Source organism: Solitalea canadensis DSM 3403 (assembly GCF_000242635.2).
In the GTDB taxonomy this organism is placed as follows: domain Bacteria; phylum Bacteroidota; class Bacteroidia; order Sphingobacteriales; family Sphingobacteriaceae; genus Solitalea; species Solitalea canadensis.
This window is the reverse complement of sequence record NC_017770.1, coordinates 805,658-817,740: the sequence shown is the minus strand read 5'-3', so window position 1 is coordinate 817,740 and position 12,083 is coordinate 805,658. Positions and strand designations below refer to the sequence as shown.

The window sequence follows — 12,083 nt, the reverse complement described above, 5'->3', positions numbered from 1 at the left end:
AAGTAAATGACAGAAATAACTAAACATATTATCACGTTACTGGAGCGTAATAATGAAGTAACCATTCCGAGTGTTGGAGGCCTTTATTTAAGCAAAACAGAAACTAAATATCATTACGATAATACTACATTTTATCCTTCAAACGTTTCAGTAACATTTAATCCTCACCGATTATCGGACGATGGATTATTGCGTAATGAAATTGCTTTAGGTGAGAATCTATCAACCCATATGGCCGAGTATGAGTTACAAAAATTTATTATCAAAGTAAAACAGGAATTAAGCAGGAATCACGAATTTGATTTACCAGGCATAGGTAAGCTTGTTAGTGACCAGATGGCTAATATTACTTTTAAAACTATCGACGGTTTTGTTTTAAATAAAGATAATTATGGGTTGTCTGAAATAACTTCTCGTCCGGTTGACCCTCATAAAGGATCATTAGCAACGGAAAGAAGAATTAGCTCTGCTGCTCCGGTGGAAAAGCAAGAAAGGAATGTTTGGAAATGGTTACTCATATCACTTGGGATCATCATCATCCTCTCACTTATATTGTTACTAGGAGTTCAGTATTATTTGCAAAACGTACAATAATTATTAATATAAGAAAGAAGCAGATGGCGTTGATAACGCATCATTAAATATAGACTATGTTTTTATTACAGATTACGGATTCCGCACAGCGCGTAGTTGATAGCATGAGAAACATGCCAATTAACACACTTCCTAAACAGGAAAGTTTAAGCTTAATGGATTTGGTTGCTAAAGGAGGCTGGGTAATGATTCCGTTAGCAATCTTATTATTTCTTGCATTATTTATCTTTTTTGAACGTTATTTTACTATACGCAAAGCAAACAAAACCGAATCATCGCTAATGATTCAAATTCGTCAATATATTCTTTCAGGAAATGTTGATGCTGCTATCAGCGTTTGTAAAAACAACAATACGCCTATCGCTCGCATGTTGCAAAAAGGATTGGTACGTATTGGCAAACCCATTAAGGAGATTGAAGGTTCAATTGAAAACGTAGGTAAGCTGGAAGTATCCAAACTGGAAAAAAATATTAACATTTTAGGAATTATTGCTGGTATTGCTCCAATGCTTGGTTTCGTGGGAACTATTTCAGGAGTAATTCGTATTTTCTATAATATTTCATTGGCAGGTGAAATCAATATCGGTTTAGTATCGGGAGGTTTATATGAAAAAATGATTACCTCTGCTGCCGGTTTGATCATTGGTATCTTTGCTTACATTGGCCACCATATCCTAACAATGATGGTTGACAGAGTTATTCTGAAAATGGAAACTGATGCAATTGACTTTATAGATCTGTTAGAGGAACCAACAAGATGAATTTAAGAAGACGACATAAGATTGGAGCCGAAGTAAACACTTCATCACTGAATGATATCATGTTCTTCTTGTTGTTATTCTTTCTTCTGGCTTCAACTCTGGTAGCTCCACATGTAATTAAAGTTACGCTGCCTAAAGCAGCTACGGGACAAACAGTTCCTAAAAAGAACGTTAATGTTTCTGTAACTAAAGATGGCCAGTATTTTGTGGATAAACAAGCGGTATCGGAGCCACAACTCGAAGAAATTCTAAAAAGCTACGAAGGAAAAGCGGAAGAAGTTACTGTAATCATCAATGCTGATTCTGCTGCACAAGTACAACCATTTGTTAATGTGATGGATATCGCAAGCAGACATAAGCTAAAACTGGTAGTGGCTGCACAAAAAAAATAATTACTATCATAAAAAATAATAGTGAAATCAACTCATATAGAAGAGAAAAATTCAGGAAAGGCATTTCTGATCACCATAGGAATCTATATGGTGTTTCTGGCTATATGCTTTTGGGTTAGAATAACCAATCCGTATACCCCACAAGAAGAAGAAGGTGAAGGGGGAATAGTGGTGAACTATGGAACTTCTGATGTTGGTATGGGCACTGATTACACTAGCATGGATGAGCCATCTATCTCACCAAACGCAACTAATAAGCAACAAGAAGAAAAAGTAGAAGACATTGCTCCTACTAAACCCACTGTTTCTAATCAACAGGAAGATGCGTTGGTAACACAAGACAATGAAGATGCTTCTGAAGTAAAAACAGCTCCAAATAAAGTCGTAAAAACAGAAACAAAACAACCGGTTACAACCACTAAAAGTCCTACGGAAACAGCTAGAGAACAAACACCCAAAGTAAATGCAAATGCCTTGTACAAGGGTAAAAAAACTCAGAACGGTACAGGAGGCGGAGATGGAACAGGAAATGAACCTGGTAATCAAGGTAAAATAAATGGCGACCCGAATTCTACTAATTACGACGGAAATGGCGGTGGCGGAGGAGGCGGTGTTGCTTTAAATCTTTCCGGACGAAAATTCTTATCAAGACCGCAGATCACCGATGATGGTCAACAAAATGGTAAAATCGCCGTTGAAATAGTTGTTGACCGTGATGGTAATATTTCAAGTGCTAAAGCTGGTGCAAGGGGTACTACTATTTCGAACGTAGCACTTTGGAAAAAATGTGAACGTGCAGTTTTACAATGTAAACTGAATGCGATCTCTTCGGGACCAGAAACACAGGTTGGTATGGTGGTAATTACCTTCCGACTGGAATAGTTTCCGCGTATTACTTAGAATTATAAAAACGCTCTCTTAAAAATAATCTAAAGTTTACGATTTTACCTATATGTGTTAATTTAGAAGAAAACACCTATAGGTGATCTGCAATAAATAATCAATAATGCTTACCTATCAACAAACGTTAGACTATCTTTTTAGTCGTTTGCCAATGTTTCACCGGATCGGTGAAAAAGCGTTTAAGGCTGACCTTCATAATATTAAAGCGTTAAGCGAAATTCTTGACAATCCTCATACAAAGTTCAAATCGATACACATTGCAGGGACCAATGGGAAAGGTTCAACCTCTCATATGCTTGCAGCTATTTTGCAGGAAGCTGGTTATAAAACCGGATTGTATACCTCCCCTCACTTACGCGATTTTCGCGAAAGGATACGTATAAACGGACAAATGATCCCTGAACAAAATGTGATTGATTTTGTAGCGAATTATAAAGTAGATTTCGAAAAAATTGAACCTTCCTTTTTTGAGATGGGAGTGGCATTGGCTTTTGATTACTTTGAACAAGAAAAAGTGGACATTGCCGTTATTGAAACTGGTTTAGGTGGCCGTTTAGACTCAACTAATATTATTACTCCATTACTTTCTGTAATAACCAATATAAGTTTTGACCACACTTCCATTTTGGGCAACACGATTGAAGCAATTGCAGGTGAAAAGGCCGGAATTATTAAGGATAATGTACCTGTTGTTATCGGTCAGAAACAAGAACTGGCTTCAGAAATATTTATTGAAAAAGCGCTGCAAACAAACTCCCCTATTACTTTTGCATCTGAAAACTGGAAAATTACCAATACGGACAAGTACCAGCATAAATTAATCCTCCATGTATCAAACAATTCGGGTATCTCCTACCCTAATCTTGCACTTGATCTTACGGGTAATTATCAGTTAAAAAACATTAAAACAGTGCTGGAATCAGTAGAGTCGTTAAGAGCTATCGGTTTTAATATATCAGATAATCATATCTATTGTGCCTTATCACAGGTAAAACATCTTACCGGTTTGCTAGGAAGATGGTATACACTAAGCGAAAACCCATTAATCATCTGTGACACCGGACATAATGTAGATGGAATTACACAAGTAGTGGAGCAAATCAATGAAACACCTCATGATCAACTATATATCGTTTTTGGCATGGTAAAAGATAAAGACATCAGCCATGTGTTAGCATTAATGCCAAAAGAAGCTAGCTATTATTTTTGTAAAGCAGATATACCACGAGGCATGGATGCTAATGAACTTCAAAAGCTAGCATTAAACTTTGGCTTAAATGGGGATGTGTACAGTTCGGTAATCGATGCTTTAAACGCAGCGAAACAGAAAGCCGCCAAAAATGATTTAGTGTTTGTAGGCGGAAGCACATTTGTTGTTGCAGAAGTTATTTAACTTGTTTCATCAATCTACCTCATTCCCATTATTTAGATTATAGACCAACGGGAGAAATTTGAGGGGGCAAAAGGAGATAATTTCATCGTTAAGGAGAAAACTTCGGAGAAGACTAACCTTAATAGAAATAGAAAGAAAAAAGACAACACAATAAAAAAGCGATTGGCTATTATACCAATCGCTTACTCAAAAAGTATTAAAATATCTTAAGCTATCTTTACATTCACTGCATTTAATCCTTTTTTACCTTGAGCTACTTCGAAGCTCACTTTATCGTTTTCACGAATTTTGTCGATTAAACCGGTAACGTGAACAAAGATTTCATTTCCGGCTTCGTCTTTAATAAATCCAAACCCTTTTGATTCATTAAAGAATTTTACTTTTCCTGTTTTCATTATAATTATTAAAAAATAAGCACACTAACTGAATGATCGATAAAAGAATTAAATGTCAGACTTGCATTAACAGGAACAGTCATTTCTTTTCAGTCAGTCATTCAAAGCAACCTAAGTTAAGGTTATTTTTTTATCAGTCAAAACAATTTTTAATTCATCTAATTTTTAAAAATCAGTATAATTTCACTGATTTGTCACCCATTAAACCGTTTTACGGTTTTTGGCTGTTAAAAAATATACCGGAATACCAGCTAATACAATGCCAAGACCAATAAGACTTGTTCCCGATTTAACAATTAACAGGTCAATACAGATTGCAGTAGCTAAAACGATGTATAATGCCGGAATAAACGGATAACCGAATGCTTTATATGGGCGTTCAACATCTGGTTGGGTTTTACGCAAAATGAATATTCCCCCAATCGTTAATGAATAAAAAATCAATACAGCAAAAATCACATAATCCAATAATTCATTGTATTTTCCTGAAAAACACAACAAAGAAGCCCAAAAACACTGAATAATTAATCCAAAAGCAGGAACTCCTTTATCATTTAGCTTCTCCGCTCTTGAAATAAACAATCCATCTTTCGCCATGGCATAGTATAATCGAGCTCCGGCCATAATTAATCCGTTATTGCAACCAAAGGTGGAAACCATGATCAAAACAGCCATGATAATGACTGCTGCACTTCCGAAAATTATTTCAGCACCGGCAGTGGCAACGCGATCATTGGTGGCAAACATAATTCCACGCGACAAAACGTCAGCCCCTGACGGGTCGCCTTTAACCGGCAATAAAGTTAGGTATGCCACATTTGCAAGAATGTATAATACCGTAACGATTAGTGTACCGAAAAATAAGCTTAAAGGAATATTGCGTTTAGGCTCTTTTACCTCACCTGCCGTATAAGTAATGTTATTCCAGGCATCTGAAGAGAATAACGACCCAACCAATGCACCACCAATTGCTCCTATCAACGACCAACCCGAAAGTTTAATCACATCAATAATAGAAGTTCGTCCATTATCGGCTACTGTTTTAAATGGCTCTGAGAAGAAATTAGTAAAATTAGTATGAAAAGCATCTGAACTTAATCCGAATGCAATTCCTAAAACTATTAGGCCTAAAAGGGAAACGATTTTAGCTACTGTAAATATTCCTTGAATTATTTTAGCATTCTTAACTCCGTAGAGGTTTACAATGGTTAGTACAACAATTAAAGCAACACCCAAAAATTGCTGACTGGAGAAACCAAGTGCTCCAATGATAAACAATGGATTATCATTTATCAAAGTGGGCAGTAAAACGCCCGTATACTTTGCAAAAGCAATGGCTACCGCTGCAATTGTGCCGGTTTGAATAACCATAAAGGTAGTCCACCCGAAAAGAAATCCCACCAGCTTATTATAAGCCTCACGAAGGTAAACATACTGTCCTCCGGCCTTAGGCATCATTCCAGCCAGTTCCCCATAACTTAATGCCGCAATCAGGGTAATAACACCTGTTAATAACCATACAAATAGTATCCAAAATGGAGAGCCTAGTAATCGGGCAATATCACTTGTTACAATAAAAATACCAGATCCGATCATCGATCCGACAACGATCATTGTAGAATCGAACAGACCGAGTTCTCGTTTCATTTCGGTTTGCTCCGTATTCACAGCATGAAGATTTGATTGGGTAAAGGTTGGCTCCATAAAGTTTTCTTGGTTATTGATTAAGTTAGTTTTTTTCTGTTAAATTAGGCCGATTAAGCAGCAATTAGTATTTTTTCAAAATTTCAATTTGTTCTTTCGTTTGCTTTTGCTAAGAAATAATTTTTTATTCTAAATTTTAGCTTTTTCATAAAATATTATTTGATGATTCGCTCAGTCGAAAGTATTTTAGGCAAACCAAATTATCTAACCTAAGTTTTTTATGCATTTTTTACAAGAAAACCTTATTTACATTATTCCCCTGTTTGGGGTAGTATCCTTATTGGTTACAGCAATTAAAGCATCATGGGTGTCTAAACAAGATGCCGGCGACAAAAACATGATTGAGCTTGCAGGATATGTGGCTCAAGGAGCAATGGCCTTTTTAAAGGCAGAGTGGAAAGTATTAAGCTATTATGTAGTTATAGCTGCCTTATTTTTAGGTTGGTCAGGAACATTGCCTAATGTTCATTCTCACTGGCTTATAGCCGTGGCATTTGTAATAGGAGCAGTATTTTCAGCTACTGCCGGTTATATTGGAATGCGCATTGCCACAAAAGCCAATGTAAGAACCACTCAAGCTGCAAGAACCAGCTTAGCACAAGCATTAAAAGTTTCTTTCACTGGAGGAAGCGTAATGGGCTTAGGCGTTTCAGGTTTGGCAGTATTAGGTTTAGGTGGTTTATTTATTGTGTTTTACAAGTACTTTGTTCCCTCAGGTGCATCCATTACAGGCATGGAAATGCGAACTACCATTGAGGTTTTAACAGGGTTTTCATTAGGTGCTGAATCAATCGCTTTATTTGCGCGTGTTGGTGGAGGTATCTACACCAAAGCTGCTGATGTGGGCGCCGATCTTGTTGGTAAGGTTGAAGCAGGAATTCCGGAAGACGATGTTCGTAACCCTGCTACCATTGCCGATAACGTAGGTGATAACGTGGGTGATGTGGCCGGTATGGGTGCCGATTTATTTGGATCTTATGTGGCAACTATTTTAGCTACAATGGTTTTAGGACAAGAAATTGATTCTAAAGATAATTTTGGTGGTTTAGCTCCTATCCTACTTCCAATGCTTATTGCAGGCCTGGGACTTATCTTTTCTATAGTAAGTATGGTTTTCGTACGCATTAAAGATGAGCATGCTAGTGTTCAAGCTGCATTAAACCTTGGAAACTGGTCGTCAGTTATTTTAACAGCTATTGCTTCATTCTTTGCCGTTAAATTTCTTATGCCTGAAACCATGTCGTTGCGTGGCGTTGAATTTACAGCTACCAATGTTTACATGGCTATAATTGTAGGATTAATTGTAGGTGCGTTGATGAGTATCATTACTGAATACTATACCGCAATGGGTAAACGCCCTGTTAATACTATTGTACAACAATCATCAACAGGACATGCAACCAACATAATTGGTGGTTTGGCAATGGGAATGGAGTCTACCGTATTACCAATCCTGGTGTTAGCTGCAGGAATCTTTGGTTCTTATCATTTTGCCGGTTTATATGGTGTTGCCATTGCCGCTGCTGGTATGATGGCAACTACGGCTATGCAGTTAGCCATTGATGCTTTCGGACCAATTGCCGACAATGCAGGTGGTATTGCCGAAATGAGCGGCTTACCGAAAGAAGTTCGTGAACGTACTGATAATTTGGACGCGGTTGGAAATACAACTGCTGCAACTGGTAAAGGATTTGCAATTGCTTCTGCAGCATTAACTTCATTAGCATTATTTGCTGCTTTTGTGGGTGTTGCCGGCATCGATAGTATCGATATTTATAAAGCAGATGTTTTAGCAGGATTATTTGTGGGAGGAATGATTCCATTTATTTTCTCCTCATTAGCAATTTCTGCTGTAGGCCGTGCTGCCATGGCAATGGTTCAAGAGGTTCGCAGACAATTCCGTGAAATTCCTGGAATTATGGAGTATAAAGCCAAACCTGAATACGAAAAATGTGTCGCTATTTCTACCCAGGCATCCATTCGCGAAATGATCTTACCTGGCGCAATTGCATTGATCGTTCCTTTGATCATTGGCTTTGCATTCGGTCCTGAAGTTTTAGGAGGTACATTAGCTGGTGTTACCGTATCGGGAGTATTGATGGGAATGTTCCAGTCAAACGCCGGTGGAGCATGGGATAATGCTAAAAAATCGTTCGAAAAAGGAGTTGTTATTGATGGTGAAACCTATTATAAAGGTTCTGATCCGCATAAAGCATCAGTTACAGGTGATACCGTTGGAGATCCGTTTAAAGACACTTCTGGACCATCAATGAACATCCTTATTAAATTAATGTCGATCGTTTCATTAGTTATTGCTCCACATATTGCATTCAAGGGAGAAAGCCACGTAAGCATGATGAATTCAAATAAACATAAATGCACAATGGCACAAGGTTCTACTTGTCACTCATCAGAAGGCACAACAAGAAGTGTTGCAATGAAAGCTTGTTGCAGCAAAAAATAAAGCTAAAAAAATATACAAAATTGAAAGAGCAGGTTGATTAACCTGCTCTTTTTTGATTTCAGATCTTTGGTGAAGAGTATAAAACAAAATGCTACCCCCCTTTTTACTCCTAAAAGTGCCTTTTTAACGCCAAAACAAATAAAAATTGGCTCAAAACATTTTTTATACTTATTTCAATACCCCACTTTTTATTTACTAAAATTTAATTAGGTTTGAAGAATTAACCTATCAATAGTTATATAAGGAAACATTACACGCACATTATTAATTTTATGAAGTTCAGAAAACCATTAGAGTCGCTTATAAAAGAGGCGGAATCAGTTGGAGAAGGCTCATTAAAGCGAACATTAAGCAGCTACCATTTGGTTGCGCTAGGAATCGGGGCCATTATCGGAGCTGGTTTGTTTTCAATTACCGGAGGTGCTGCAGCTAATAATGCAGGTCCGGCTATCACCATCTCATTTATTATTGCAGCTGTAGGTTGTGCATTTGCAGGTTTATGTTATGCAGAGTTTGCATCAATGATTCCTGTTGCAGGTAGCGCCTACACCTATTCGTATGCTACCATGGGCGAATTTGTTGCCTGGGTTATCGGATGGGACTTAGTTTTGGAATATGCGGTTGGAGCTGCCACTGTTTCTATCAGTTGGAGCCGATACCTTACCAAGTTTTTGGACTATTACAATATTCATTTACCGGCATCAATGACCATGTCTCCTTTTGACACGGCAACACTTGCTGACGGAACGGTTGTTTCAGGTATGATCAACTTACCGGCAGTATTCATCATCGTTTTGATGTCTTTGGTATTAATTAAGGGAACAAAAGAATCAGCATGGGTAAATGGTATTATTGTAGCTTTAAAAGTTGCTGTTGTACTTGTATTCATTGCTTTAGGATGGGCATTTATCAGAACTGAAAACTATCAGCCATACGTTCCAGCTAACACCGGAACATTTGGTCATTTTGGTTTTAGTGGTATTGTTCGTGCAGCAGCTATTGTATTCTTTGCCTATATCGGTTTTGATGCTGTTTCTACTGCAGCACAAGAAGCTAAGAATCCAAAAAGGGATATGCCTATTGGAATTTTAGTTTCACTGGTCATCTGTACGTTGCTTTATATACTTTTTGCTCACGTAATGACTGGAGTTGTTAACTTCTCGGCATTTAAAGGACAAGATGGTATCGCACCTGTTGCAGTGGCAATCGATCACATGGGCCCGGTTGGAGCAGATGGAACTATCACTCCTGCTTATCCTTGGCTAAATAAAGCGATTATCATTGCGATTCTTGCAGGTTATGCATCAGTTATTCTGGTAATGCTTTTAGGCCAGTCGCGCGTATTCTTCTCCATGAGTAAAGACGGATTATTACCAAAAGTATTTTCGGAAGTAAACAGCAAGTTCCGTACTCCTGCTAAGAGTAACTTGTTATTCATGTTATTCGTTAGCTTGTTCGCTGCTTTTGTTCCTGCACGTGTTGTAGGAGAAATGACCAGTATCGGAACTTTGTTCGCATTTATTCTTGTATGTATTGGTATTATAGTAATGCGTAAAAAAATGCCTGATGCACCTCGTTCATTCAAAACTCCTTTAGTGCCTTTAATTCCATTATTAGGTGTTGGAACCTGTTTATTCATGATGGTATTTCTACCATTAGATACCTGGATCCGTTTAATTGTATGGATGATGATCGGATTTACTGTTTATTTGTGCTATGGAATGAAAAACAGTGCATTATCTGATAATAAATCAGAAACATTATTTACCAGCAACAAAACCATTTCATTGATTGGTGTTGCTCTTTCTGTATTGTTAATTGTTGTGGCTATTATTCACCACATTACTGCAGAAACACCTGACACAGCTATTTATTATTTCTCATTAATATTTGCAGCAGTAAATATTGTGTTCTACTTATATAGGGCCTTCAGCTTTAGACCGGCCCCAAAAGCTATTGAACAGGAAATGTAAAAAATTGAATCTCATAAAGGCTCCGAAAATTTCGGAGCCTTTTTAATATCTTTGCGGCCTGTATGAATTTATCTATCAACGAAATCATATCCGTAACAATGATCCTTTTTGCGATCATTGATATTTTAGGCTCGATACCGGTAATTATTGAACTAAGAAACAGAGCCGGTCATATTCAATCTGAAAAAGCGACTATAGTTGCCATGATCTTAATGATTGTGTTTCTTTTTGTCGGAGAAAAACTACTAACAATCATTGGAATTGATGTAAAGTCTTTTGCCATCGCAGGATCGCTGGTAATCTTCTTTATCGCTATGGAAATGATTCTTGGTATACATGTTTTTAAAGATCAAATGCCAGAAACGGCATCGATAGTACCTCTTGCGTTCCCGTTGATTGCCGGAGCCGGAACCATGACTACTTTACTTTCGTTAAAAGCAGAATATCAAACAATAAACATTGTTTTAGGTATAATTATCAATCTAATTTTTGTTTATTTTGTATTGAAAAATGTGAACCGCCTGGAGCGTTTATTGGGAAAATCAGGAGTAGAAATCCTCCGGAAAGCTTTCGGTGTTATTCTGTTAGCCATCGCAATTAAATTGTTCAGAAATAATACGGGCTTATAATTGAATTAATAAAAACTCATTTTAATATAATATAATTTACAAATCAACGGATTGAGTTGAAAAGGCTGCTTTTCGTAACAATCCTGAATTCTTTTAACATATGGGAAGAGCATTTGAAGCAAGAAAGCAAAGTAAAATGAAACGTTGGGGTAAAATGGCAAAGCTATTTACTCGCATCGGAAAAGATATAGTTATTGCTGTTAAAGCTGGCGGCCCTAATCCTGAGTCTAATGCGCGTTTACGTGTGATCATGCAAAACGCCAAAGGTGCAAACATGCCTAAAGACAGAATTGAAGCTGCTATCAAACGTGCTACAGATAAAGATACTTCTAACTATGAAGAGATCGTTTATGAAGGTTACGGCCCTTATAAAGTGGCAATTCTTGTAGAAACTTCGACTGACAATATTAACCGTACTGTAGGTAACGTAAGAAGTTATATTACGCGTTCTGGTGGTACATTGGGAACTTCGGGTTTGTTAAACTTCATCTTTGAACGTAAAGCGGTTTTCCGTATTGCTGCTGATGGCGTTGACGTTGAAGAATTAGAATTGGATTTGATCGATTTTGGCGCTGAAGAAGTGTTCCAAGATGAAAATGAAATCACCATTACTACTGAATTCGAAGATTTCGGTAAAATGCAAAAAGCGCTTGAAGACAAAGGATTTAACATTATTAGCTCAGAATTCGAACGTTTTTGTACTACCTACAAGGAAGTTACCGCCGAACAGGAAGCAGAAGTTCAGAAATTGATCGACAAATTAGAAGAAGATGATGACGTAAATGCTGTATATCATAATATGGCACCTCGCGAAGAATAATATTTTCACAAGTTTTTAATTAAAAACCCGCTTAAAGGGGTTTTTTTTGTTTCTA

11 protein-coding genes are annotated in these 12,083 nt (G+C 37.3%); 9 read left to right on the top strand and 2 right to left on the bottom strand.

All coding sequences use genetic code 11. From position 1 onward, the window contains the following. Positions 1 to 6 precede the first annotated feature (6 nt). The 5 genes from SOLCA_RS03295 (at position 7) to SOLCA_RS03275 (ending at position 4,043) form a co-directional block, all read left to right on the top strand. Positions 7 to 594, top strand: a complete 588-nt coding sequence (locus SOLCA_RS03295; RefSeq protein ID WP_014679026.1) for an HU domain-containing protein — start codon at positions 7 to 9, stop codon at positions 592 to 594. A gap of 56 nt (positions 595 to 650) precedes the next feature. Further along, positions 651 to 1,355, top strand: coding sequence for a MotA/TolQ/ExbB proton channel family protein (locus tag SOLCA_RS03290; protein ID WP_014679025.1), 705 nt, complete (start codon positions 651 to 653; stop codon positions 1,353 to 1,355). Beyond that, positions 1,352 to 1,747 carry an ExbD/TolR family protein gene (locus SOLCA_RS03285; protein WP_014679024.1) on the top strand — a complete coding sequence of 132 codons (396 nt, stop codon included), beginning with the start codon at positions 1,352 to 1,354 and terminating at the stop codon, positions 1,745 to 1,747. Before SOLCA_RS03290 ends, SOLCA_RS03285 begins: the two co-directional genes overlap by 4 nt. Before the next feature lie 21 nt (positions 1,748 to 1,768). Next, positions 1,769 to 2,629, top strand: coding sequence for a hypothetical protein (locus SOLCA_RS03280; protein WP_014679023.1), 861 nt, complete (start codon positions 1,769 to 1,771; stop codon positions 2,627 to 2,629). A gap of 124 nt (positions 2,630 to 2,753) precedes the next feature. Then, positions 2,754 to 4,043, top strand: coding sequence for a bifunctional folylpolyglutamate synthase/dihydrofolate synthase (locus SOLCA_RS03275; RefSeq protein ID WP_014679022.1), 1,290 nt, complete (start codon positions 2,754 to 2,756; stop codon positions 4,041 to 4,043). 206 nt (positions 4,044 to 4,249) lie between these two features. On the opposite strand, the gene SOLCA_RS03270 is transcribed toward SOLCA_RS03275, so the two are convergent. Beyond that, on the bottom strand, positions 4,250 to 4,438 hold the full coding sequence (locus SOLCA_RS03270; protein ID WP_014679021.1) for a cold-shock protein: 189 nt from the start codon (positions 4,436 to 4,438) through the stop codon (positions 4,250 to 4,252). 201 nt (positions 4,439 to 4,639) lie between these two features. Beyond that, on the bottom strand, positions 4,640 to 6,142 hold the full coding sequence (locus SOLCA_RS03265; RefSeq protein ID WP_014679020.1) for an APC family permease: 1,503 nt from the start codon (positions 6,140 to 6,142) through the stop codon (positions 4,640 to 4,642). 220 nt (positions 6,143 to 6,362) lie between these two features. Here SOLCA_RS03265 and SOLCA_RS03260 point away from each other — a divergent pair, with 220 nt between their 5' ends. From SOLCA_RS03260 to SOLCA_RS03245, 4 genes are all read left to right on the top strand, one after another. After that, positions 6,363 to 8,606, top strand: coding sequence for a sodium-translocating pyrophosphatase (locus SOLCA_RS03260; RefSeq protein ID WP_014679019.1), 2,244 nt, complete (start codon positions 6,363 to 6,365; stop codon positions 8,604 to 8,606). A 272-nt stretch (positions 8,607 to 8,878) separates the two neighbouring features. Continuing rightward, positions 8,879 to 10,579 carry an amino acid permease gene (locus SOLCA_RS03255; RefSeq protein ID WP_014679018.1) on the top strand — a complete coding sequence of 567 codons (1,701 nt, stop codon included), beginning with the start codon at positions 8,879 to 8,881 and terminating at the stop codon, positions 10,577 to 10,579. 62 nt (positions 10,580 to 10,641) lie between these two features. Continuing rightward, positions 10,642 to 11,208: a MarC family protein gene (locus tag SOLCA_RS03250; protein WP_014679017.1), complete on the top strand. Its 567-nt coding sequence runs from the start codon at positions 10,642 to 10,644 to the stop codon at positions 11,206 to 11,208. A gap of 100 nt (positions 11,209 to 11,308) precedes the next feature. Continuing rightward, entirely contained in the window at positions 11,309 to 12,028 is a 720-nt protein-coding gene (locus SOLCA_RS03245) for a YebC/PmpR family DNA-binding transcriptional regulator (protein WP_014679016.1), read from the top strand. Positions 12,029 to 12,083 lie beyond the last annotated feature (55 nt).